Origin of the sequence: Amphritea sp., from assembly GCF_016744155.1 — a bacterium.
In the GTDB taxonomy this organism is placed as follows: Bacteria; Pseudomonadota; Gammaproteobacteria; order Pseudomonadales; family Balneatricaceae; genus Amphritea.
This window is the reverse complement of record NZ_JADGEW010000008.1, coordinates 43,391-68,630: the sequence shown is the minus strand read 5'-3', so window position 1 is coordinate 68,630 and position 25,240 is coordinate 43,391. Positions and strand designations below refer to the sequence as shown.

The window sequence follows — 25,240 nt, the reverse complement described above, 5'->3', positions numbered from 1 at the left end:
TGGTTTTTATAGACGTTAAAAAAGACGTTATGTTGTTATTCAAAACAGAATTTCTCTCTGCCTGAGAGACTGCCAAGCACAGGGGCTATAGTGAATGCGTTACAGATATAATAAGAAAAGCACCCGTCATGTTCTAATGCTATTGCTTTTCATGACAACAAAACTGACCTACGCGGCAGTCCATAAAAGCCCCACGGACGATCGCCAATATCTTGCTTTCACACTCCCTAACCAGATGAAAGCCCTTGTTATATCCGATCCAACAACAGATAAAGCAGCCGCCTCAGTTGACGTCAATGTTGGCTCCAATGCTAATCCTGAAAATCGTCTGGGTTTGGCGCACTTCCTCGAACACATGCTGTTTCTTGGGACGAAGAAATATCCTGAGGCCGGTAGTTATCAGGAGTACATCAGTAATAATGGTGGGAGTCATAACGCCTATACTGCTTTTGAAAACACAAACTACTTTTTTGATATCAAAGCTGACCAGCTAGAACCCGCTCTGGATCGTTTCTCACACTTTTTTATCGACCCACTCTTTTCAGAAAAGTACGTGGACAGGGAGAGACACGCAGTCAATTCTGAATACCAGTCGAAATTACGAGACGATGGTCGCCGCGGCTATTCCGCAGGCAAGCGGGTAATGAACCCGAAACACAGTATGAGTCAGTTTGCCGTCGGCAACCTGGAAACCTTATCGAATGAAGATGGCAACCTTCGACAGGATCTGACCAGTTTTTATAACCAACACTACTCTGCGAACCAAATGACCGTCGTCCTTCTGGGCAAGGAGTCGGTATTAGAACTGAAACATCTTATTGAAGATAAATTTGCAGCGGTCAAAAACAGCAATGCGGTCCAATTTATTTCCCAGGTCCCTCTATATCAGAATCTGCCATTACAACAGAACATAAAAACGCTTAAAGATCTTCAGCAACTAACGCTGACATTTCCAATTCAGGCAACCCGTGATTACTATAAGGAAAAGCCTTCGCACTTTATCGGTTCAATGCTGGGCTATGAAGGTAAAGGCAGTCTTTTTTCTGCACTTAAGGCTAAAGGCTGGGTAAATGGTTTGAATACCCATCGGGGTAACGACCTACCCGACCAATCATCTGTTGCACTGTCACTTTCCCTGACCGATGAAGGTCTTAAAAATCATGACAAAGTCATTGAAACCACCTTTGCAGCTATCAAGCTACTACAGGAAAAGGGCATTAACGAAGCACTGTATCTGGAAGAACAGAAACTGAGTAACATCAGCTTCAGGTTCAAAGAAAAATCTCAGCCAATTCATGAAGTTGCACACCTGTCTCGCAACCTTCAGCTTTATCCAGCAGACTCAGTTATCAGTGCCGACTATCTATTAGAGAAGTTCCAGCCCGAACTGATTAAAGATATTCTTTCACAGATGACCCCGGATAACTTACTGCTTACTCTGCAGTCACAAAACCTTAAAACAGATAACAAAGACCCTTGGTTTAATGCTGAGTACAGCGTTATGCCGATCGATTCAATACGACGTGAACTATGGAATAATCCAGCTAAGAATCAGGCTCTTCAAATGCGAGAGTTGAATCCTTTTATTGCTGAAAACCTCAACGTAAAACAAATTGCTAGTGAAGCATTAAATAGCAGAAAAAATCGACCTGAGCTTATTCTGCAACAGGATGGTTATTCTCTCTGGCATAAACAGGATCAGACTTTTCAGCTGCCAAAGACGGACTTTTTTGTCTCGATCATATCAAAACAAGCTAGCCTGACTCCTGAAAACACGGTGATGACGGCCCTCTATACTAAACTGGTCAAAGACCAGCTGAATGAGACACTTTACGATGCGACTCTCGCCGGCCTGAAAACCCGTGTTTATCCGCATATGCGGGGGTTGAGCATTCGTATCTCTGGATATAACGATAAGCAACCTAAACTACTCAGCCAGGTAATGAATAGCCTGCAGCAGATAGACTTCACTCAGACCAATTTTTCTCGCATTAAAGAAAAGTATGCACAGGAATTAAAAAACAGTCTGAAAGATAAACCCTACAACCAGACAATTGGCGCAGTATACAACCTCCTTTTGCAGAGCTGGAGCGCTGAGAAAAAGCTAACCGCATTAAACAGTGTAAATCTAGAAACACTACAAACTTTTATTCCTCTGCTATTGGATCAAACAGAAGTAAGAATGCTTGCCCATGGCAACCTATCAGAAGCAGAAGCACTGCAGATGGCTAATACCGTTCGCACACACCTGCCTACTCAGCCAATTATCAGCTATCGCAGCCGCCTACCCGTTATTCTGCTAGATAAGCAATCCAATCTGACGCAGACACTGCCTGTAGAACACAACGACTCTGCCATCAGCGTCTACTTTCAAGCGGATAATAGTGACACGAAAACCCGTGCAGAGTACGCACTGCTAAGCGAGATACTCTCAGCACCTTTTTATAGTCAGCTACGCACCGAGCAACAATTGGGTTACGTGGTATTTGAAACCTCTTTATCGATGCGCAAAGCACCGGGAATGGCTTTTGTCATTCAATCGCCAAACACTGGTCCTATAGGATTAGAAAAGCATATTGACGAGTTCATCACCCAGATGGAATCTCAACTGGAAAAGATGACCGATGAGCAGGTAGCGCGCTATAAAGAGAGTTTGCTATCCAGAATAAACCGTAAAGAAAATCGAATGAGCGAGTTAAGTGAACGTTACTGGCAAGAGATCGATCGGGATGAACATAGCTTTGACAGCCGGGAACAGCTAACCGAGGCAATTAGCTCCCTGACGTTGGCCGACCTGCGCAAATGCTATAGGAATCTACCAGAACGCAGATTAACGGTGCGTACCTTTGGTGAAGAACACCGAAAAGAAGCTAGTTCAAAAGCTCTCGAAAAGATCTGCGATCCTGAAATCGCACGGTTAAAAGAGCAGGGTCAGTTTGTACCTGAAGTCTGAATCTGACGATCAATTACCCTGCGAGAGCGGGGTTTATTCTCTTGTGGTACTTCAATCTCGATCCCTTCACACTGATCTAATGCATCATCCATCAGACATTTAATTTCCAGTTCATCCCGGGCAATCTGTTCAAATACCCGATCTTCACCTTGCAGTGGTGGCGCTTTCTTTTCTACACTGACAACCCGCTCTACCGGCTCATAGTCCCCGTGAGATATCACCGTGGGCGGAGGCAGCTGTAATTCTGGTATAAGCACTGGCTCAATTTCTAGCATCGGTTCACTATCAACGTAACCCCTGCGCCGATTTTCATACAGGGTTTTCGGATCGATCGGTGAATCTATATAACCACCGGGAACAGTTACCGCATAAGAGATTGGATTAACCAAATCCTCTTTCCTGTCAGCATAGACTGACAAGCTGATCACCGAAGCGATCAGACAAGCAGTTTTTGCATAAACAGTTCGGTTAATCAATGCATCTCATCCATCGGATAGATTGCTTCAGCATACAAAGCTAATTCTTCTAATATTTCTTTTTGCGAGCCACTTAGCTCTGGCTTCTGGTATAGCTCATTTAGTTTGGCGAATAACGCAGTCATCGTAAGGTATCCTCCATTTTCTGGCCCCAGCAAACGCTGATGACGGAACTCTTCCCAGCGACTGCGCTCATCATCATTGAGGCTGAAGGGATAGTTTCTCGCACGATAACGCAAGAACATCTCTTCCAGTCGGGAATCTTGAAAAGCCAGTTCAAGCCCCCCCAATTGCTGCGGTTCAGTCTTTCTGATCAGCTCCATACTCTTCTTATCGGCATCACCAAAGAATCCGCCACTATAAAGCATGTGATCAGGGTCTAAATCTTCTGCAAAATCTGATTCTGCAAACACCTCTGCAATTTTCTGTTTCAGGTCTGGGCTACTTCTGAGCATTTTCAAATGCGTACGACACAGACCACCGGATATATTCAACCGCTCGGCTTCTACTGCCGAAAGCATTCCAGCCGGCGCAATAACCGGAGATTTATTGATATGAATCTGTTTTAGAGGAATACGCACCTCACCTTCCGCTAAATCTTCAGCTCGGGTATAGATACGACGACGAATCTCTTCTGCAGACAATTCAAGCAAAGCAGTAGGATCGACGCGCAAATCAAAAGCGATCACCGCATTACGGTTGACGGGATGATTTGCCACGGGAGCTACCACTGCCGCATTACCCCACTCCGATGGGTACATTGAAGAAATATGCAGAACCGGCTTCATCGTCAGTACATCTAGTTTCTCCTGAATACTCCGTTTGTCACGATTATTCAAAGCATACTCATAAAGTTTTGGCTGTCGCTCTTTGACTAACCGAGCCATGGCAATCGTTGCATGAACATCGGCCAAGGCATCATGAGCATTACCATGATCGATCCCGTTTGCCCGGGTCAGGTCTTCCAGTCGCATACTGGGTCGGCCATCTTCATAGGAGGGCCATTCAATTCCCTCTGGACGTAGTGCCCGGGTTAACCGCAACATATCGATAATATCCCAGCGAGAGCAGCCGTTCTGATATTCTCGGCCATAGGGGTCAATAAAATTTCTGTAGAGGCTGTGACGGGTAATTTCATCATCAAAACGAATACTGTTGTAACCCACCCCACAAGTACCCGGGCGAGATAACTGTTCATGGACCAACCCGATAAACTCGGCTTCGCAATAACCGTCCTGAATCGCTTTCTGCGGAGTGATACCGGTAATCAGACAGGCCTCAGGATGGGGCAGAAGGTCTTCAGCTGGTTTACAGTAAAACATCACCGGCTCTTCAATAATGTTCAGTTCCTGGTCCGTCCGAATGCCTGCAAACTGCAGCGGTCGATCACGCTTTGTATCAGCGCCTGAGGTTTCATAGTCATGCCAGAAAAAAGTCTTTTGAGAGGATGCAGCCATTCTGTTCGCCTTAAAACCGGTTATCTCGGTATGGTTATGCTTTTGATCAATATGCTTAATTTGTCAGCAGCCTATAATGTCCAGTAAAAGAGCAATCATAAACTTAGCCGGGGACTCTATGCTTCACGATCACAAAGATACCACGCTTACCTGCCCTTGTGGCTCGAATAAGCCATTTTCATTCTGCTGTGAACCGGCAATAGAAGGCCATAAGCCAGCCCGTACAGCTGAAGCACTCATGCGATCAAGGTATACCGCTTTTGCACTGGGAGCGGTAGATTATATTATAAATACAACCGCTGAAGAATATCGAAATCCAGAGGATGCAGACCTCCTCGCGGAACAAGTTATTGCGACCACCTGGACAGGATTAAAGATTCTCAACACAAAAGCAGGACAAGCTGATGACCTTAATGGCGTCGTTGAGTTTATTGCTCGCTTCGAGACAGACGAAGAACAAAACGAGCTGCATGAACGCTCAAACTTCAGAAAACAGGATAACCACTGGTTTTATGTGGATGGAGAAGTAGAAATACGTAACTGATCAGAAAAATATTTTTCCCTAAAAAATCACTGTAAAGCCCGGCAGACAAGCACCCCGGGGGAGTTACCTGCTATGGCTTACAGTTTTCTTTTCTGTCAAGGCTTTTCCTGCACAGTCAAAGGCCGGTAGAATACCGGCTTCAGGCCGCAGGTACCGTAGTTTATGTAGTGGCCATTGCAGGATCGATGTAATGTTTGTGAAGTTATTCAAACCCCGTTGGCAACATAGTAAAGCCGCCGTACGTATTAAAGCAGTTCACCGGCTAAGTCCCGGTAAATCTGAGCACCTTGACGTTTTAACCCAACTTGCCCGCCAGGACCAGAGTGTGGAAGTGCGCATGGCCGCTGTCGAAAAGATTGCTGCACCCGACCTTCTTTCAGATATTCTGACCCATGATGCAGACCCTGACATTCGTCGCAGTGTCGCTCAACGAATCTGCAATATCATTCTTAATCCTGGCTATACCTTAAGCCAGCAGTCAGAGTGCCTGACATACCTTCAAGACGAAAATATACTCGCCCATATAGCACTTAATAGTTCCAGTGCCGAAATCCAGCAGCAAGCATTGCAAAGGATATCCGATCAACACTGCCTTATCAGCCTGGCTATTAACGGTAACTGTACCCAGATTCGTCAGACTGCAGCTGAAAAACTTTACCTACCTGAACTACTGGAACAAGCCGGTAAGGCTATTAAAGGCCGTGATAAAACCGTCTACCGAATCATCCGGAACAAACAGCAACAGTTACAAGAACAATCTCGAATTGAAGAAAAGTCACGTCTTCAACAGGAAGAGCTACTAAGCAGCCTTGAACACTTAAGTCAGACCGCTTTCTTTCCTCTCTATGGCGCTAAACTGGATGCTCTTTGTCATCAATGGAGTCAGCTCCAAAGTACCCCGAATGAATCAATCAGCCAGCGATATAAAAACTTCACTGAACGTAGCCAGCAAACTCTCGATGCAGAACAGCAGCGCTATGATGCAGAACAGCAGGATGAACAAAAGAGCCTGCTAAAAGAACAACGAGAAACAGAGTTACTGCAAAAACTTGATGAAACGACTATTCGGTGCGCAACATTAATCGCCGGAGAACATTTCTGCAAAGCTGATCTTGATGCTGAACAAAGCTGCTGGGATGATATTGAGCAACAATTGCGCAACAGCAGTGATAACCAATCAAACATCGCTGGGCTAAAACAGCCAAAGCAACGTTTTGCTCTTTACCAAAACGCTGCCAGAGAGTGGTTAAAACTCAATCAGGAAGTAACTGCTCTACTCAGTGAATCACCAGACAACCAAATAGCAGCCCCACTGCAGCAATACTTGAATAAGATTAACCTCCTTATTCAACAGATCGGCTGGCCAGCGGATCTGAAAGAACCAAGTCAACTACAATCCGTTGTTCAGAGACAAGGTGAAATTCACGATCAACTACAACAGCTCAACATTGAACGACAGCATTGTAGTCAAGACCTGTCAGAACTGCTCAATAAGTTCGAGCAGCAAATTGAAGCGGGGCAGCTAAAAGCCGCCGGGCAGATAGAGCAACAGATAGAAGTAAGCTTGAATAGTATGAGCGGCCGCTCACCCAAGCACTTACAGCAGCGCTACAAAGGCCTTATCGCGCGCTTATCTGAACTTAAGAACAGGCAAGGCTTTGCCATAGAAGAGAAGAAAGAGCAGCTCTGCGAGCAGATGGAAGCGCTCATAGGCAACTCCACTGAGCCTTCCGTACTCGCTAAAAAAATTAACCAGATACAACAGCAGTGGAAACAGCTTGATAGCAGTGATCCGTTCCACTCACATTCGATCTGGCAACGTTTTAAAGCAGCCTCCGATCAGGCCTATGCCCCTTGCGAAAGTTATTTCCGGGATCAGAAGCAGCAACGTGAGAATAATCTTAGCAAGCGTACCCACCTCGTTTCTGAACTCAGTGGCTATCTTGAACAAGTTGACTGGCAGCAGCCCGACTGGGTTCTGATGGAACAACTTAGCCGGACAGTTAAGCGAGAATGGAAAGAATATGCCCCTGTTGACCGGACTCCTGGACGACAGGTACAGACTGAATTCAATGCCTTACTAAAAAAACTTGATGCGAAAATATCGGGTCACCGAGAACAGGTTGCCAACGAAAAAAGAGCTATTCTGGCACAAGCAATCGAACTATCCACCACTGAGAACATCGAAAACGCTGCCAGTTTAATCAAAGCACTACAGAAACGCTGGAAAGAAGCTGGCAACACCTTTCATAATGTGGAACGTGAGCTCTGGCCTGAATTCCGCCAGGCCTGCAACCTTGTATTTGATAATCTGAATAAAGAGAAGCAGATACAGAAGCAGACTCCGGATGCTGCCAGCGCTAATAAACAACATGACCAGGCACTAACCCGCCGAATCGAGCTCTGCGATCAGCTGGAAAACCTGATTCAGAACGGTACGCTGGACCAACTGGCTCTTGATGATATTCAGTCCGCATGGGAACAGTCTGACCGCCCAGCCTCGCACTTTGAACCGCTGATATATAGCCGCTATGAAATGCTACTCGAGTTCATATCTGGAAGGATTGAGATAGAACAGCTGCTTGAAGTCACCGAGACAGCCCTACGACAGCTCTGTATCAGACTTGAAATACTCTTAGGTCAGGAGTCTCCTGAACAAGATCAGTCTCTGCGAATGGAATACCAGATGGATCGATTGCAGAAGGCCCTTGAGCAACGGGAAAAATCCGCCAATGCTAACGAATTGAAAAAGTTGGAACTGGAGTGGCTATGCCATCCATTTACACTGCAACATGAAGCACTTCAGATTCGCTTTTACAGTAACTTGCAGCAGGTGAGATAGAAAAACCTCCAAGCTTGTCAGGGTTAAAACTGAGCCCTTATCTTCAGCATAAAAAAAACCCGCATAAGCGGGTTTTTTTTGGCTGATATATCAGCTTAAGACATGTGCTGACCACCGTTGATAGAGAAGTCAGAACCGGTCACATAGCCGCAATCATCGCTGGCTAAGTATGAAACCGCTTTACCGATCTCTTCAGGCTCGCCTAAACGACCTACTGGCACCTGACGAACAATTTTCTGCAGAACTTCTTCAGGAATCTTTTTAACCATCGGAGTAAGAACATAACCAGGCGATACCGTGTTAACGGTTATACCCTTAGCAGCCACTTCTTGAGCCAATGCTTTAGTGAAACCATGAATACCTGCTTTAGCTGCAGAGTAGTTACACTGACCAAACTGACCTTTCTGTGCGTTTACAGAAGAGATGTTGATAACCCGGCCCCAGTTTTTCTCCAACATTGGATTAATAACCAGACGAGTCATATGGAACATTGAGTCCAGGTTAGCAGAAAGTACTTCACTCCACTGTTCCCAGGTCATCTTACGGAAAGTACCATCACGGGTTATACCCGCATTGTTAATCAGAATATCAACGCTGCCGCCGGCTACTTCTTCAACCGTTTTAATACATGCAGCACATGATTCTTCGTCTGTCACATCACCATAGGCTACCAGAATATCGTAACCCTCAGCTTTCTGCTCTTCCTGCCAAGCTTTAGCCTTTTCATGCTTACCACCAGAGTTATAACCAGCGACAACCTTTACACCTGAATCAGCTAATGCGCGACAAATTGCAGTACCAATACCGCCTGTACCGCCAGTAACCAGAGCAATTTTCTGTGTCATGCTCACTTCCTCTTTGCTTTTTGAGATTTGTTGTTTTGAATTGTTATTATTTTCTTTTTATACTTTTTTACTAACTAAATCATATAACCAAAGCCACTGAGTAGTAATATGACTTTCGTTGAGTAATTTCTAATTTCATTGAGCAATTTCTAATTAGTAAATTAAGGCTACTTTTCAGCTGTGACAAAGTAAAGACAAAAAAAACTTATTTTCCCAAGCCTCTAAATACGCTCAAGATGGCGTCTCATCCACATAAACGCCATTGCTGCAGTGCACATATTTGCAATAACAAAGCCGATAAACATCCCCTGTAAACCACCTAAATAGTTACCGGCAAAACCAAGCGGTACATAGAGAATAAACAGTCTGAAAATACTGATCCGCATCGCTCTCATTGGTTGGTGCACAGCATTAAAACTGGAGGCCGTCAGAAAAGTTACTGCCTGAAAACCAAAGCCCAAAGGAACAATAAGAATCCACAGGCTGATGAGGCTAACCACTTCTTCCTGATCACTAAACAGAGAACCAATTCCTCCAGCAAAGACCAGTAGAAACAGATAGATAAGTACCTGCCAAAGCAGAGCAAATTTAATAGCGCTATAGTATGCAACACGTACACGCGCCCCCTGCCCCTTGCCATAATTTTGACTAATAAAAGGTGGCAGAGTCATCGACAGTGCAAGATTTACCAACAAACAGAGAGATTCAAGACGGTTACCAACACCAAAGGCCGCTACCGCTTCCGGTCCATGAGTTGCGACTAGGGCAGTCATAATCGCTGCGGCTATCGGTGTCATCATGTTGGAAAGCGCTGCAGGAAAACCTATTTCCATCACCATAAGCCAATGCTGCACCGCAACAGAAAGTGACTCTATCTTCAGTATTAACAACCCTTTACGGGCATATAAGTTGACCAAAGCGGCAACCGCAGCGATCCCCCAAGCGATCACACTGGCAATTGCTGCTCCCTGAATACCCAATGCCGGCACTGGACCCCAGCCAAAAATAAGCAACGGATCCAGTATTAAATTTAGAATAGATGAGAACCCCATCAGCATCGCGGGTGTTTTCGTATCTCCACTCGCTCTAAGCGAGCTGTTAGACACCATGATCAGAACATAGAAAACAGCACCGAAGAACCAAACGGACATATAACTGTGAATATAGGGCATCAGGTCATCGCCTGCTCCCAACAATCTGAACAGCGGGTCAATAACCAAAGTAGAGATGATCGCTATCATCGCCATTAACAGAGTCGTTAGTAACAGATTATCAGTCGTCAACTGACGAGCCTTACTACTGTCACCGGAGCCAATTAATTTAGCAATAGTGGCCGATGTTCCTACACTGAGTCCGATGGAGAGGCTTATAACGGTAAAGGAAACTGGAAAAGTAAAACCCAATGCAGCCAACTGCTCAGTTCCCAACTGACTAACAAAGTAGCTGTCTGCAACATTAAACAGCATCAAACTAACGATACCGAGCATCATCGGTAACGTCATTTTAATTAGGGTCGGTCGAACTTCACCATTAAGCAGATCAGGTTTCACTATTTAATTGGGCTCTAATAGATTTAAAAGGCCACATAATAACACCGCTTAAACAGTTTATTGGCTAGGAAGGTGTGAATAAGTCCCATGTATTCTCTGCGGGTAATAGAACGGTCAAATGCGCGGAAGACAGTGCAGCGAAATATCTGGACCTTTTCAAGCGGTCTGACAAAGCAGATGACCGTTCTATTTCCCCTACCCCCTTACCTGACCAAGATTATCTTTAAGATATTAAAAAGCCTCCAATGGAGGCTTAATAATACCTTGTTACTATTCCCCAGCTTTATAGTTACTCACACCTAACCTTGAGATTAAGCTTAGGTGGGGCATCTATAGTGCAGTAATAGCTTCAGTAATTTCATCAATCATTAGTTCCTACTTCTCGTCAGAACGGTCGGCCATTTTATTAAGTGTAACTAGTTAATATCTGTAGCTCCTCACTTGAACAGCCAGCTATGTATCAGGCGAGTCACCCGTGGCATTACCAGATAGGTCATCAGTACTACTTGTAGAATTACAATCACAGCGGACTTTAACCAAAGATTCGTATCTACTAATAGCGGCCCTAGCAATAGGTTAAGCATGATCACCAGCACATACACCACGGTAATCAGCACCAATGCCATTTTATGGGGGGATGGGTGTTTATTTACCGGCAACTCAGGCAGATCAAACCAGAATTCCAAGCCTGTCCCGCGCTGAACTTCTGCTTCCCCATCGATTAATGGTTCGAGCTTTTCAAGCCACTCTTTTCGCTTAACGGAACCCTCCCAATTCTGACAATTCTCGTAATTATCAAAACGGTAAATCAATACATATCGGTTTCCGGTCGCTGCTGAGGGTCGCAGAACATTACTGCCCTGATGACCTGGGTATACAGATGCAGCATCAATAACACCTGAGATCCAGGCTTCATAATCCGCCTCCCGTCCTGCTTTTGCTTTCCGGGAAATGCTAACGGTGACCGGACCTTCCTGGCCAGGTTCTGTCAATTGACTCTGAATACAGCTATCCGCCATAACTTGCCTCAATAATTGACGTAAACAAAAAACAAAACAGCCCCTAAGATGGGGCTGCTATGCTACCTGAATAATAAAAGCGATTACTCAGACAAACTTACCACTAATGGTGCCCAAATCCTGATAGCGAACACAGAAGGAATCACCCTTATTAACCTGTACCGCAGCAGTGATCGCGCCGATCATAATAAAGGAGCCTGCTGGCAGTTCTTCACCACGCTCACCCAGCATATTAGCCAGCATCGCAACCGATGCGGCAGGATGCCCTAGCACAGCAGCACCGGCGCCCACTTCAACCACCTCACCATTGATCTCCATCACTACGCCCAAGGTTTTCAGATCTAGATCTGCCACATCGGCCATCCGGCCACCCGTAATAAAGCGAGATGAAGATGAGTTATCTGCAATAACGGATTTCAAATCAAATTTAAAATCTTTATAGCGGGAATCGATCACTTCAACTGCCGGCATTACAAAATCAGTCGCACGGAGTACATCACCAATATGGATTCCAGGCCCTTTCAGTGGAGCTTTAGTCACAAATGCCAGCTCAGCCTCAATCTTAGGGTGGATTAACTCGTCATGCTTAACTTCACCGCCTTCAGGAACTGAAAAGTAATCTGCTAGGAAACCGTAGCAGGGATGTTCAACACCCATCTGAGACATTTTCGCCCAAGAGGTCAAACCCATCTTCATGCCAACAATTTTATTACCACGTTCCTCTTTACGACGACGAATTTCCCACTGGATATCGAAGGCGTCTCTATAAGTCATATCCGGAAAGTCATTGGTGATCTTAGTGACTTCATATGCTTCAAGCTCAGCCGTTTCCAGATGAATGGCCAGCTCTTCGATCTGTGACTTTGTTAACTTATTTTCTTTAGATTCAGCCATTAGATTAACCCCTTCTCTTTGGCCATTGTCAGCGCCAGATCTTCAATCATATCTTCCTGTCCACCTACGGTTCCGCGGCGGCCCAGCTCTACCAGAAGGTCTCGCGCCTGAATCCCATACTTCGCTTCTGCCCGTTTCGCGAACAGCAGGAACGACGAATAAACACCAGCATAACCCAGCGTCAAAGCATCACGGTCGACACGAATGGGTTGGTCCATCATCGGTACTACAAGATCTTCCGCAACATCCATAATCTTATACAGATCGATGCCGTGGTCCGCTTCCAGCCGCACCAAGGTGGCGACTAATACTTCCAGTGGCGTGTTACCGGCACCGGCACCCAAACCAGCAACCGAACCATCTATACGAATCGCACCGGCATCAATCGCGGCCAATGAATTAGCTACCGCCATTCCCATATTGTGGTGACCGTGGAAGCCGATCTCCGTGTTGGGGTTCAGCTCTGCCCGCAGCAGACCGATCTTCTCTGTCACTTCATCCGGCAGCATGTAACCCGCCGAGTCAGTACAGTAGATACAGTTCGCCCCGTAGGACTCCATCAGCCGTGCCTGTTCTACTATCTTTTCCGGGCTGGCCATATGCGCCATCATCAGGAAGCCAACGGTATCCATCTCCAGCTTAGCGGCCAGGCCGATATGCTGTTCCGTCACATCCGCTTCGGTACAGTGCGCAGCCACACGGATAGTGCTTACACCCAGATCTTTCGCCATGCGCAGATGATCAACCGTTCCGATCCCCGGCAACAGCAATGCAGAGACCTTAGCGTTTTTCATCTTCGGAATAACAGCGCTGAGATACTCTTCATCACTGTGCGCTGGAAAACCATAGTTTACCGAGGTTCCACCTAAGCCATCGCCGTGGGTGACTTCGATCAGCGGCATTCCGGCTTCATCTAAACCCGTGGCCACAGCGACCATCTGATCCAGTGAGATCTGGTGACGTTTCGCATGCATGCCATCCCGCAAGCTCATATCGTGAAGTATTACTTTCTTATCTTTAAGATTCATTGTCTTATTTCTCCACTTAGCCGCGTGCTGGCAGGGTAATGTTGCCGCTGTTGGTTTCTTCAGCAAACATCTCGGCGGTGCGCAGACCCGCTGCGGTCATAATATCCAGGTTACCGGAGTACTTCGGCAGGTAATCACCCAGACCTTCCACTTCCATAAACATGGAGACCCGATTGCCATCAAACACAGGGCCGTTGACCAAGCGATAACCTGGTACATATTTCTGTACCTCTTTCACCATGGCGTGAACCGACTCAGTGATAGCCGCCTGATCTGGCTCACCTTCGGTAAGGCAGTGAACCGTGTCGCGCATTAGCAGTGGTGGCTCAGCCGGGTTGATAATGATAATCGCTTTACCCTTTTTCGCACCGCCCACTTTTTCGACTGCGCTCGCAGTGGTCCGGGTGAACTCATCGATGTTCTTACGGGTACCAGGGCCGGCTGATTTAGAGGAAACCGTCGCGATAATTTCGCCATACTCTACGGGCTGAACCTGAGAGACAGCAGCCACCATCGGGATCGTCGCCTGGCCGCCACAGGTCACCATATTGACGTTCATCTCCAGCTCTTTCGCATGCTGCACCAGATTCACCGGAGGCACACAGAAGGGACCAATCGCCGCGGGCGTCAGATCGATCATGATCACACCCAGTTCGTTCAATTTGCGGCTGTTCTCCGCATGAACATAAGCAGAGGTGGCATCAAAGGCCACGCGGATGTCGTCCTCCAACACATGGGGCAGCAATCCATCAACGCCATCGGCGGTGGTTTTTATCCCCATCTCACGCGCCCGTGTCAGACCATCGGATTCCGGATCAATACCCACCATCCAAACCGGCTCAATCCACTCGGAACGTTTCATTTTCATCAGCAAATCGGTACCAATATTACCCGGTCCGATAATCACTGCTTTTAATTTCTTACTCATAAATTTCACCCTAAGCCCCTAATAAGAAGCCGATAGTTGCAAGCTGTTATACAAAGCGAACGGAAGCAGAACCGATACCACCGATACTGACGCTCATAAAGTCCCCAGCCTGAACCGGCTCAAGAGGAACTAAAGACCCGGACAAAATAACTTCACCGGCTTTAAGCGGGATACCGAATTCACCCAAGGTGTTCGCTAACCAGGCAACACAGTTAACCGGGCTACCCAATGCAGCAGCGCCTGCGCCGGTAGAAATAATAGAACCATTCTTTTCAACGACCATGCCGCAGGTCGCCAGATCCACTTTACGAGGATCTACTGCCTTATCACCCAAAATAAACAGACCGCAGGAAGCATTATCAGCAACCGTGTCCTCAATTTTGATATTCCAGTTTTCGATACGTGAATCGACCACCTCAAAACAAGGGATAACACAATCTGTCGCAGCCAAAACATCGGCATTGGTTATTCCTGGACCCAACAAATCCTTCTTCAGAATGAAGGCTATTTCACCTTCCGCTTTAGGTTGCATCAGCTGTGTACTGATCGGCATCTCCTGGCCTTCTGAATAAGCCATAGAATCGGTAAGGAAACCAAAATCCGGTTGATGAACATTGAGCATGTTCTGAACCGCTTTTGAGGTAACACCGATCTTTTTACCGATAATTTTTTCACCTGCTGCAACACGACGTTCGATCATGCGCAATGAGATGTTATAGGCATCCTCAATGGTAATGTCGTCAAAACGTTCGGTGAATGGACGCAGAGTATGGCGCTGAATCATCGCCTCATACAGCTCATCACCACAGAGGATAATCTGTTCTTTATTCATAATATTTTCTCTATTCAGTCAGAATTTCTCAGCCGCTCTCTGCAATAGAAGCCGCTGAAAAAAGCATTTAATTCGACAAGATCAAAGTTTGATGCAGACATTCTTTAGTTCGGTATAAAACTCCAGACCATGAACACCACCTTCACGACCAATACCCGATTCTTTAGCACCACCAAAGGCGGAACGCAGGTCACGTAGGAACCAGCTGTTGACCCAGGCAATACCGACTTCCATCGCTTCTGCAACGCGAGAAGCCCGGGCAGAATTTTCAGTCCAGATCGCGGCTGCCAATCCATATTTAGTATCGTTGGCCAGCTCGATCACCTCTTCTTCAGTATCGAACGGGCGAATATGACAACAAGGCCCGAATATCTCTTCTCTTATAACCCGTGCATCATCTGACAAACCGGTCCAGATAGTGGGCTCAACCCAGGCACCAGCATTCAATTCAGCCCCCATATCCGGCACACCACCACCGGTAACGATAGTTGCACCTTCTTCGACAGCCAGACGGTAGTATGAAAGGACTTTTTCTTTGTGCTCTTGGCTTACCAGAGGCCCGAAATCCACCGTTGAATCTTCAGGGACTCCTAGCTTTAATTTTTCAACTTCTGCTTTCAGACGTTGCACAAACGCTTCAAAAATAGGCCGTTCAACATAAACACGCTCAGTGCCCAGACAAACCTGACCACAGTTTACAAATGCTGACCTCATGGTGCCTTCGATCGCTTTATCCATATCGCAATCAGCAAAAACAATACCAGGATTCTTACCACCACATTCCAGCGATATATTGCGCAAACCAACGGATGCTGCTCGCATAATAGTTTCACCGGTACTCGTTTCACCGGTAAAGGTAATAGCATTCACATCAGGATGCGCCGTTAGGAAGGCACCGGCTGAATCACCGCCGAAACCATGGACAACGTTATATACACCTTTCGGAACGCCACACTCGTTCATCACCTCACCCAACAGGGTTGCAGTCGCAGGCGTCTCTTCAGAAGGCTTAACCACTACAGTGTTACCACAGGCCAGTGCAGGGCCGACTTTCCAGGTCATCAGCAGCAGTGGCAGGTTCCATGGACTTATAACGGCAACCACTCCTTTAGGGGTACGATGGCCATAATTCAGAGCGCCACGACCGTCAGGAGTATCCAGTTTAAAGGCCTCCGTAGGATGATTTGCGAGTGTTTCAGAAAAAGCTTTGAAGTTTGCAGCGCCTCGAGGAATATCAATGTGGGAGGCTATTTTGTGCGGCTTGCCGGTGTCTTTACACTCAGCATCCAAAAATTCATCAAAGCGTTCATTGATACGGTTAGCCACTTTATCCAGCAGCTTTATACGGGCAGCTTGAGTCATCTTACCCCAAGGCCCTTTCATTGCCGCCTTTGCTGCTTTAACCGCCGTGTCTACTTCTGGCAAGCCTGCTTCGTGAACCATTCCGATGAGACTATCATCTACCGGATTTCGGTTTTCAAAGGTTTTACCGCTGGCTGCTGTAACAAACTCGCCGTTAATAAAGTTTTTAAATTCCTGCATCTTTGTACTCGCTATTCTCGAGATAAATCTGACAAACATTTGCAGTTTCAGAGAACCACAGCCAATAGAACTTTTCTTGGCGGGAAAAATCCCGCCTATAGCGAGCTACTCCATTAATTTCAAATAATGGAGTGCCTGCTTATTTTTATCAGGTCAGAACTGTCAGGAAGCGCTCATTCAGAACACGATCATGGTAGAAAATAGCCTTGCCGAGATCTTCTGCTTTCCAAGTAACTGGCTCATGATCCGGGTAGTGATAATCACCACCGCAGAACACTTCAGAGCGGTTGCCCGATGGATCAAAGAAATAGATAGTCTGGCCATGTGTCAGACCATGGCGCGTAGGCCCGATATCCAGCGATACATCTTCCATTGAAATCAGATCTGCTGCACGGAGCACTGCTTCCCAGGTATCCAGATAGAACGATGCGTGGTGAAATTTACCGGGCTCTGGACATTCAATAAACGCAACATCATGGGCTTTCATACTTGCCGTCAGGAACACTGCTGCTTTATTGCCTTCCGGATCAATAACCTGTTCAGCCAGATCGAAACCAAGAACTTTCTGAAACAGATCCAGAGTGCCTACGATGTTTGGCCCATACAGCAGGCAGTGGTCAAAACGTGTTGCTTTCATGCCTGTCAAGCCACGTGGCCAGGCTTCAGGATTTACACTGGACAAGCCCCATTTACCGGTTTGTTCTTTCTCAGCATAGATTTCAAACATATGCCCCGTTGGCGAGTCAAAACGAACCCGACGACCACAGCCGTTCAGCTCACCGGCAGGAATCTCTTCGACGTTACAGCCATACTCAATAAGTTCACCCTGCAGCTTTTCCAGTGTCTGGTTATCCAGCACTTTGTAGCCAACAAAATCCATACCGGGCTCATCCGCTTCCCGCAGTACCACGGAAAACTTATCAACCTCGGTCCAACCTTTAAGATAAGCCCGCCCCTGGCTATCACGCTCAACTTCGATCAGGCCCAGCAGATCCCGGTAGTGCTTCAAAGCTTCTTCAACATCCAGAACCCGGATTTGTATATGACCGGGACGCATTACACCTTTTTTCATCTCGTTTTCCTCTGCACTTTGCTTTTTATTGTTTAACTGGCAGCCATCCTGGCACCCGTTTTTTGGTAGGAAGACTCAACAGCCTGATGATGATCAGATTCAATTTCCAGATCTGTCCGGGGAAACACCCGACAGGCCAGAACAAAACCTTGCTGCTGCTCAGCCTCCGAGATATGGGCTTTACTCATCTTTTTGCATTCATAATCCCCGTGAAGAATACGAATTTTACAAATACCACAACCACCACCCCGACATCCCACATTGATCGCATCAGCACTAAGGCGCTCCATAGCAATCAGCAACACCTGATCTTCTGCACATTGAAAGCTTTGATCACGGTTAACGACCTTGATCAAATGTGTAGCCTGATCCGACATCAACATCTCCTTTGACGTTCATTCGATTTATTGCACCTAAATATAAAAGCAACCACTGTGCCAGAATGCACAAAGCATTATAAAAACATACGTAACACATTGTTTTTATAATGCTTTATTATAAATAACAGAAAAAAATCAAAAAAAAGCCTCGCTCGGAAGCAAGGCTTTTTAATCATATAGTCAATAATTTCAGTAACCAGTTAATGATTTCATCAGTTCCATCCATAGGATTCCATAGACAGCGCTTGATATAAAACAGGGCTTTCGAGCAGAGAAAACTGATCTGCGTCACTGCTGGCCCCCATCGCTATCAGTAAAGGTAGATAATGCTCTGCACTTGGATGTGCCGTTGAAAACTCCTCTGACTCAATATTAGGCCTACTAAGAGACGCTATATTTCGTGCAATCACCTGCTCTCTTATCCAGTTCTGAAAACGAACAACATAGTCCAGCGGTGGACCATTTTCATCGCCAATATGATAGAGATTATGCGTCAGACTACCGGAAGCTATTACGGCAACGCCTTCATTACGCAGACTCTTTAACTGCTCGCCCAGCGCCACCAGCGATTCAGGCGTAGAACCTGCATCCAGAGAGAGCTGTAATACAGGAATAGTATGCTCAGGCAACATATGCATAAGCGGCACCCAGGCACCGTGGTCTAAGCCACGTTTTTCATCCAGAGCAACAGCTATTCCCTGTTCTTGCAGCAGCGATTGAATTTTACGGGCCAGGTCAGGTTCACCGGCAACAGGATACTGTAGTTTATAAAGCGCCTCTTCGAAGCCACCAAAATCATGAATAGTTTCAGGCTTAGAAGAAGCCGTCAGGTACATTCCCCGGGTGATCCAATGGGGTGAAATTACAAGCACGGCTTTCACATGATCAAAAAAACCACTGAACTCCTGTAATCGTATCGCCGCTTCACCCGGTGACAGAGCCCATCTGGGCGAACCATGACCGATAAACATAACCGGAGCTCTTGTTGCTGACATAACTCTCTCCTATTTCAAATAATCAAACCACGGCAACTCTGGCCCAGCAGGTATAATGCCTGTTGGGTTCAGAGCTTTAATGGAGTAATAGCCCGCTTTTATATGATCAATATTGGTGTTTTTACTAAATGCCGGAATTTTTAACAACCGATCCAGATACGCTGAAAGATTAGGGTAGTCGCAAACCTGAGCCTTATTGGTTTTGAATAGTCCATAATAAGCCACATCGAAGCGAATCAGGGTGACGAACAAACGAATATCACTTTCTGTAAGTTGGTTTCCTACCGCATACAACCGCTTCTCGAAATATTTTTCCAACCGCTCAAGAGTAGTAAACACATCGCTATATGCCTCCTCGTAGGCTTCCTGTGTAGAGGCAAAGCCTGCACGATAGACACCATTATTCAAAGTATCGTAGATTCGCCCATTAAAGGTATCTATCTCTTGCAACAGCGATTCAGGCGCAAGATCAATCTCTGAAGTATGTAATGGCCGCAAGTCACTGTTAAAAATCCGGACAATATCGGCAGACTCATTATTGATAATATTATTTTCTTCGGTATTCCATAACACAGGAACTGTTGCCCGGCCGGAGTATTGCGGGTCAGCCTGTGTATAAAGTTGGTGAATATAGGTTATTGATTCCTGCTGACTACCGGTACCACCTGGGTAATCGTTAAACATCCAGCCGTTATCACTGATCTGTGGGTCAACAATGCTGACGGGGATATACTCTTCCAGACCAAGTAAAGACCGGGCGATCAGGGTACGGGTCGCCCAGGGGCAGATGTAAGCGACATAAAGCCTGACGCCAAGATTTTCAAAGTCCCCATGCTTTACTCCAGAGACCCGATCTGAGCTGATTGTTTCACGAAAAGCACTGTTCTGACGGATAAAGCGCCCCAGCTCATCTTTTTTCTGAACCGGGTCCCACTTACTTTGCCACACGCCATTTACTAACATATATCACTCCAAAAGCACGTTAAAAAGGGAAGTTCTGGCAACTGGATATCAGAACTTCCTATTTAAAGTTCAGTAATCAAATTTATACCGTAGCTGACTTAACCTTATGGGACTTGAGGGCAAAGACACCATCACCCAACAGAAACTGAACTGCAGAGGCTGCAATCAGAAATACTGGGTATTCCCAACCACCACCTTTATTGCCAAAGCCCCAACCATTAGCACCATGAACTAGCACGACAGCACCCAGCAGGACAGGGATCAGCGCGGCAGCAACATAGCGAGCATACACACCTAAAATCAGGGCAATACCACCAGCGATCTCAAGCGCCATAGTGACAGGACCAAAAAAACCAGGCAGTCCCAACGAGCTAAAGAAGCCCGCCGTACCTTCAGGCGTAAACACCAATAGTTTCAGTAAACCATGCGCCAGATACATGGTACCCAGAGCGATACGAAGAAGCGTTGCAGCATAAGCCGGTGAAGTATTCATTGAGTTATCCCCATCTGTTAATTAGTAATCGTTGGGGATAATTTTGACCTAATTAAAAACATAAACAATAATCCATCTTATAAACTCATTGTTCAGTATTATTTAACAATAAGATTTCCAATAAGGTTTTTACGATTATGGACAAGCTCAATCTCATGACTTCCTTTATCGCCGTGGCTGAGGAAGGTAGTTTTACCGCAGCAGCAAACCGACTTGGCAAAACAAAGGCATTGATCAGTACGCACATATCACAACTGGAAGATCTGCTTAAAGTCCGTCTGCTTATCCGCTCGACCCGAAGCATGCAAATAACCAGCGAGGGGCAGAGTTACTATGAGCAAGCCAAAAAAATACTGGATGATATAGTCACCCTTGAAGCGCAGTTGCTCCATGAAAGCCAAAGCTTGGTAGGACGGTTACGTATCTCAGCGCCAACCACCTTTGGCGAGTTAGTTCTGATGCCCTGTATCGCAGAGCTCACCTCAGCAAATCCTGAACTGAAAATTGAACTCTTACTGAATGATCGCTTCGTAGATTTGATAAGTGAAGGGTTCGATGTAGCTCTCAGAATTGGCAACTTGGCAGATTCCTCTCTGATAGCCAGGCCAGCCGGTTTTACCCGGATGTTCCTCTGCGCGTCACCTGAGTTTATTGAACACTATGGTGAGCCAGAATCAATACACCAACTGGCAGAGCTGCCATGCGTTTTCGATACTAACTACCGACACGCCGGAAGCTGGAGTTTTACTCAAGATCAGCGAGAAGTTGAAGTAAGACCTCATATTACAGCACGGGTGAACAGTGCACTGGCCGCCGCCAATATGGCTCGCACCGGGCGGGTCATCACCTACTGTCCCGAGTTTGCGGTCCATGCAATGCTTGAAAAGGGAGAACTCATCAGTCTGTTACCCCATGAGTATAAATCTCAGATACCGGTCAATGTTATCTATCCACACCGACAGCACCTATCAACCCGAGTCACTATCTTTACCCAGTATTTTATAGACTACTGGCACCGAATGACTGGATAAAAAAGCCGTGGTAAAAACCACGGCAATAGCTGATGAATCTTAGTCAGTAGGATTAGATGCGTTTAAAGAGCGCAGACTTACTCTGCTCTTCTGCTCCATCCGCCGCAGTTACAAAACGTTCCATATGAATATCCCGTTCAAACAGGCGCCCCTGCATCAAGGTGGTAATAGCGGCATCAATCATCGGTGGAGGGCCGCACAGATAAGCCTTATTACCATCGAAACGACCATTAAAGTGGGCAAGAGCAGCTTCATGAACAAAGCCGGTAAAGCCCTGCCAGTTATCGTTTTCCTCGGGCGCATTCAGTGCTGGAACATAGCTAAAGTTGTCGAACTCTTTATCCAGATTCTCAAACAGTTCCCGGTTATACAGTTCAGCCACATTACGTGCACCCTGTAACAGAGTGATTGGCCGCTTATCACCCTCTTCCAGCATATCCAGTATCATCGATTGAGGGCTTGAAAGACCAGAACCACCAGCGATAAAGACAGCTCCCTGATCATCTGATTTTCGCACAAAGAACTGACCATAAGGCCCCGATACATCCAGTGTATCACCTACCTCTAACTGTTCATGCAGGTAAGTGGTGCCTGCGCCGTTCGGTACCATCCGCACATGTAACTCAAGTGTACTGGCATCGGAGGGTTTATTAGCGATAGAGAATGCCCGCTTACCTTCCACTCCTGGAATGTTCAGATTGATATACTGGCCGGCCTGAAACTCCATCGGTTTGTCCAGTTCAAAAAAGATCCCTTTAATGGTAGGAGACAGATCTCTTATCTCGGAAACGGTACCAATGAAATCTAATACCGGATAGCCGGCAAAATCATCATCAACATCGATATCAGCCTCGATCACCATATCAGACTCAGGGGTACAGCAGCAGGCCAGCACCTTACCCTCATCCCGCTCCATATCCATTAAAGCAAAAGGTGATGCGTTACCCAGGTCACTTTCACCTTCCAGCACCTGCACCTTACAGGTAGCGCAAGTTCCATGACAACAAGCAAAGGGTAACCAGACGCCCTGACGCAGAGCCGCATCCAGGATGGTCTGACCCTCTTCAACCTCGATCACATCGCCGGTTGGTTCTACTGTGACTTCATAACTCATATTCTCACCTTGTTACAGAACCTGCCCAGTTCACTCGGCAGGCTCCGCCCTACTCATATGTCTTATTCAGACACCGGCGTTTTGGTAACCCTGCAGTTCAGGGGTTTTAAAGCGAACCATCGATTTATGACCCACTCCCTGTGCTTCAAGGCTAGCCTCCAGCTGTGGTTTGAAGGGCTCACCATCTAATAGCCATTCAGCCGTTTCCCAATTAATCTGGCTGAACTCAGGATGCTGACCGAAGGCTTCCGGCATAATATTTTCGATTACTGCCGCAAATGGCATTGAGGGCGGTAACGGAAATGCTTTAGCCGCACAGAACATTCGATGTTCATCCCAGCCAACATAGACAAGCTGATTGCCGTGAAAATTCTCGACCCGGTCCATCCGTTCGCCTTTGTAACCAGGATTTAGTGCATATACAGGCATTATTATTCTCCTATTTCCTAATACGGGGGCGGCAGTACCGCCCCAGCTCAATTGACGATGGGTCAGGCGATGCCTTTCCACTCATTCCAACGTTTCTCGTCAGGCGAGCCTTTAATATCCATATTGTCGACGCCGACATTCATTTTATAATAATCACTCAGCACATCCTCAACACCGGGACCGCCGCAGTTACCCTGGAAGATCTGATGAACAGGCAACCAGGACTGAACATATTTCTCCGGCTCTTCATCGAAAATATCCTTACAACCATCTGAGCAGAAATGGTAACGCTCATCTTCAAAGACCGAGTCACGCATCGAATTCTGGTTCGGGTTATCCATCTCGGTAAACAGCATAGGGATCTGACAGGTCTGACAAAGCTGTGGCAGGCCTGAAGTGTAAAAACGCTCACCTTTAGCTTCCTGCTCCTTTGCCAACTCCCACAATGGGCGATAGTACTTATCAAAGGTATCCGGGTACTGGGCAGACAACCAGTCAAGCTCTTTATCCGATGGAATCCAGGTATGGAATCCCGCTGCATGTCCGTGGGTGTAGAAGGTCCACCAAGCCTGATGGGATATGTGCTCTTTTTCCTTTTCGATAGTTTCCGCATATTTGGGCATGCGGATTCCATAGCGGGCCAGGTCCTTAAACAGAGCACCACCGGCTTCTTCGAAGTAGACTTCCCAGGCTTCTTTCCAGGACATAACTTTGTTCGGCAACATGTAGTCCATCATCATCGCCACGATGGTCAACAGACGAGTACCACGCCAGAACCATTTATCGATCCATTTCTGCACAATTGGCACGTTATCTTCGTGCTGTTCCAACAGAAACTTGATCACTTCCAGACCCAGCGTCATATGGCGGGCTTCGTCAGACTGAGCGGAGAAACCAAACGTCACTGTCGCCATGTCACCGTTATGAGCGGCACCGGACATAAAGGGCACAAACAGCAAATTGGTCAGTACATACTCGAAGGAGAAACCGATCGCGACCATAAATTCAAATGGCCCCGCACTACGAGCATCACAGAAGAACGAACGCGGTACAGACAGGTACCATACGCGATCGTGCATATGACTGAATTCCTGGAAACCATCGAAGAACTTATTGTAGTGGCTCATCGCGTGAATCTGAGTCTGTACATGACGCAGTTCATCCAGCGACTGCATCTGACAGGCGACCCGGGCACCCACACCACCAAACTGGCGGCCTACATGAGCAAAGCCCTGATAGGCTTGATACTCAAGCGGCGACACACCGGTGAGAAATAGTTTCAAGGCATTAACATAGCGAGAATCTACGACATTCAGGTGACCATTATTCTGGGAAAATGCATCAAAGATAGCGTAGAGCTTTTTCTCTTTCTCTGCCTGATATTTCCAATAGGAATCCATCGTCAGACGGAACGGATCTTCCCACTTATTCCAGTCAGTGATTTTGATGCCTTCAAACTCTTCATACGGAAAAGCCTGTTTACGATCTTCGTAGGAAAAATCCCAATCCAGATCACGGGTAAGAAGGCGATACTTATCTTTTATATTTAGTTTTTTAGCAGCCATAATATTCTACCCTTACTGTTTCCACTCGAGGACGAACTGGTCGTCATCTTCATCTACGTTACCGCCGAGGGTGATAAGATTGATATGCAGTTCCTGCACATCCCAGTCCCGGCCCATCTTCTCTTCTACCACTGCGCGTTCAATTACCAGCCGACCTTCCCTTTCAATACGAATCATGGCCGGTTGATGGATAACAGTAGAATCAGGATTACTCTCTTCGATCGCTTCGACAATATAGCGAGACTCATCGTTGTCCTGCAGTGCAATGTATACTTTCGACATTGTGGT

Annotated in this window: 23 protein-coding genes; 4 read left to right on the top strand and 19 right to left on the bottom strand. The window is 46.5% G+C overall.

The genetic code is table 11. The features are described 5' to 3' along the window. Nucleotides 1-94: 94 nt before the first annotated feature. Nucleotides 95-2,953 (top strand): insulinase family protein, encoded by a 2,859-nt coding sequence (locus tag QZZ54_RS08825; protein ID WP_290701748.1) that lies wholly within the window; start codon nt 95-97, stop codon nt 2,951-2,953. On the opposite strand, the gene QZZ54_RS08820 is transcribed toward QZZ54_RS08825, so the two are convergent. Beyond that, complete coding sequence (locus QZZ54_RS08820; protein WP_290701746.1) at nt 2,932-3,429, bottom strand: hypothetical protein; 498 nt, start codon at nt 3,427-3,429, stop codon at nt 2,932-2,934. The two genes, QZZ54_RS08825 and QZZ54_RS08820, sit on opposite strands and share 22 nt — an antisense overlap. Next, nucleotides 3,426-4,886 (bottom strand): exodeoxyribonuclease I, encoded by a 1,461-nt coding sequence (gene sbcB, locus QZZ54_RS08815; RefSeq protein ID WP_290701744.1) that lies wholly within the window; start codon nt 4,884-4,886, stop codon nt 3,426-3,428. The genes QZZ54_RS08820 and sbcB overlap by 4 nt, the downstream gene beginning before the upstream one ends. 76 nt (nt 4,887-4,962) lie before the next feature. Between sbcB and QZZ54_RS08810 the strand changes: the two genes are divergently transcribed. Both QZZ54_RS08810 and QZZ54_RS08805 read left to right on the top strand, forming a co-directional pair. Next, nucleotides 4,963-5,430, top strand: coding sequence for a YchJ family metal-binding protein (locus tag QZZ54_RS08810; protein ID WP_290701742.1), 468 nt, complete (start codon nt 4,963-4,965; stop codon nt 5,428-5,430). 190 nt (nt 5,431-5,620) lie between these two features. Further along, nucleotides 5,621-8,272: a DUF349 domain-containing protein gene (locus tag QZZ54_RS08805; protein WP_290701740.1), complete on the top strand. Its 2,652-nt coding sequence runs from the start codon at nt 5,621-5,623 to the stop codon at nt 8,270-8,272. 95 nt (nt 8,273-8,367) lie between these two features. Here QZZ54_RS08805 and phbB read toward each other — a convergent pair whose 3' ends face one another. The 13 genes from phbB to QZZ54_RS08740 all read right to left on the bottom strand — a co-directional run bounded on the left by phbB (nt 8,368) and on the right by QZZ54_RS08740 (nt 20,813). After that, the gene (gene phbB, locus QZZ54_RS08800; protein WP_290701737.1) at nt 8,368-9,117 is read right to left on the bottom strand and encodes an acetoacetyl-CoA reductase; all 750 of its coding nucleotides are present in this window, start codon (nt 9,115-9,117) and stop codon (nt 8,368-8,370) included. Between the two features lie 221 nt (nt 9,118-9,338). Then, nucleotides 9,339-10,667, bottom strand: a complete 1,329-nt coding sequence (locus QZZ54_RS08795) for an MATE family efflux transporter (RefSeq protein ID WP_290701734.1) — start codon at nt 10,665-10,667, stop codon at nt 9,339-9,341. Nucleotides 10,668-11,104: 437 nt separating this feature from the next. Beyond that, nucleotides 11,105-11,686 carry an antibiotic biosynthesis monooxygenase gene (locus QZZ54_RS08790; protein ID WP_290701731.1) on the bottom strand — a complete coding sequence of 194 codons (582 nt, stop codon included), beginning with the start codon at nt 11,684-11,686 and terminating at the stop codon, nt 11,105-11,107. A gap of 87 nt (nt 11,687-11,773) precedes the next feature. Further along, entirely contained in the window at nt 11,774-12,580 is an 807-nt protein-coding gene (gene dmpH, locus QZZ54_RS08785; protein WP_290701728.1) for a 2-oxo-3-hexenedioate decarboxylase, read from the bottom strand. After that, complete coding sequence (gene dmpG, locus QZZ54_RS08780; RefSeq protein WP_290701725.1) at nt 12,580-13,608, bottom strand: 4-hydroxy-2-oxovalerate aldolase; 1,029 nt, start codon at nt 13,606-13,608, stop codon at nt 12,580-12,582. Before dmpG ends, dmpH begins: the two co-directional genes overlap by 1 nt. A gap of 16 nt (nt 13,609-13,624) precedes the next feature. After that, nucleotides 13,625-14,536 carry an acetaldehyde dehydrogenase (acetylating) gene (locus tag QZZ54_RS08775; RefSeq protein ID WP_290701722.1) on the bottom strand — a complete coding sequence of 304 codons (912 nt, stop codon included), beginning with the start codon at nt 14,534-14,536 and terminating at the stop codon, nt 13,625-13,627. A 46-nt stretch (nt 14,537-14,582) separates the two neighbouring features. Then, nucleotides 14,583-15,368 carry a 2-oxopent-4-enoate hydratase gene (dmpE, locus tag QZZ54_RS08770; RefSeq protein ID WP_290701719.1) on the bottom strand — a complete coding sequence of 262 codons (786 nt, stop codon included), beginning with the start codon at nt 15,366-15,368 and terminating at the stop codon, nt 14,583-14,585. Nucleotides 15,369-15,449: 81 nt separating this feature from the next. Next, nucleotides 15,450-16,910: a 2-hydroxymuconic semialdehyde dehydrogenase gene (locus QZZ54_RS08765; protein WP_290701716.1), complete on the bottom strand. Its 1,461-nt coding sequence runs from the start codon at nt 16,908-16,910 to the stop codon at nt 15,450-15,452. 148 nt (nt 16,911-17,058) lie between these two features. After that, a complete protein-coding gene (locus QZZ54_RS08760; protein ID WP_290701713.1) occupies nt 17,059-17,982 on the bottom strand; it encodes a catechol 2,3-dioxygenase in 924 nt (307 codons plus the stop codon). 32 nt (nt 17,983-18,014) lie between these two features. Further along, nucleotides 18,015-18,359 (bottom strand): 2Fe-2S iron-sulfur cluster-binding protein, encoded by a 345-nt coding sequence (locus tag QZZ54_RS08755; protein WP_290701709.1) that lies wholly within the window; start codon nt 18,357-18,359, stop codon nt 18,015-18,017. 215 nt (nt 18,360-18,574) lie between these two features. After that, the gene (locus tag QZZ54_RS08750; protein WP_290701705.1) at nt 18,575-19,357 is read right to left on the bottom strand and encodes a class III extradiol ring-cleavage dioxygenase; all 783 of its coding nucleotides are present in this window, start codon (nt 19,355-19,357) and stop codon (nt 18,575-18,577) included. A 9-nt stretch (nt 19,358-19,366) separates the two neighbouring features. Continuing rightward, entirely contained in the window at nt 19,367-20,320 is a 954-nt protein-coding gene (locus QZZ54_RS08745) for a glutathione S-transferase C-terminal domain-containing protein (protein WP_290701703.1), read from the bottom strand. 82 nt (nt 20,321-20,402) lie between these two features. After that, nucleotides 20,403-20,813, bottom strand: a complete 411-nt coding sequence (locus QZZ54_RS08740) for a DoxX family protein (RefSeq protein WP_290701701.1) — start codon at nt 20,811-20,813, stop codon at nt 20,403-20,405. Between the two features lie 137 nt (nt 20,814-20,950). On the opposite strand from QZZ54_RS08740, the gene QZZ54_RS08735 reads away from it, so the two are divergent. After that, entirely contained in the window at nt 20,951-21,844 is an 894-nt protein-coding gene (locus tag QZZ54_RS08735; RefSeq protein WP_290701699.1) for a LysR family transcriptional regulator, read from the top strand. A 52-nt stretch (nt 21,845-21,896) separates the two neighbouring features. Here QZZ54_RS08735 and QZZ54_RS08730 read toward each other — a convergent pair whose 3' ends face one another. The 4 genes from QZZ54_RS08730 to QZZ54_RS08715 form a co-directional block, all read right to left on the bottom strand. Further along, the gene (locus tag QZZ54_RS08730) at nt 21,897-22,958 is read right to left on the bottom strand and encodes a phenol 2-monooxygenase domain-containing protein (protein ID WP_290701697.1); all 1,062 of its coding nucleotides are present in this window, start codon (nt 22,956-22,958) and stop codon (nt 21,897-21,899) included. 66 nt (nt 22,959-23,024) lie between these two features. Beyond that, nucleotides 23,025-23,387, bottom strand: a complete 363-nt coding sequence (locus QZZ54_RS08725) for a phenol hydroxylase subunit P4 (RefSeq protein ID WP_290701695.1) — start codon at nt 23,385-23,387, stop codon at nt 23,025-23,027. A 62-nt stretch (nt 23,388-23,449) separates the two neighbouring features. Then, nucleotides 23,450-24,952 carry an aromatic/alkene/methane monooxygenase hydroxylase/oxygenase subunit alpha gene (locus QZZ54_RS08720; protein ID WP_290701693.1) on the bottom strand — a complete coding sequence of 501 codons (1,503 nt, stop codon included), beginning with the start codon at nt 24,950-24,952 and terminating at the stop codon, nt 23,450-23,452. Nucleotides 24,953-24,964: 12 nt separating this feature from the next. Then, entirely contained in the window at nt 24,965-25,234 is a 270-nt protein-coding gene (locus QZZ54_RS08715) for an MmoB/DmpM family protein (RefSeq protein ID WP_290701691.1), read from the bottom strand. Nucleotides 25,235-25,240 lie beyond the last annotated feature (6 nt).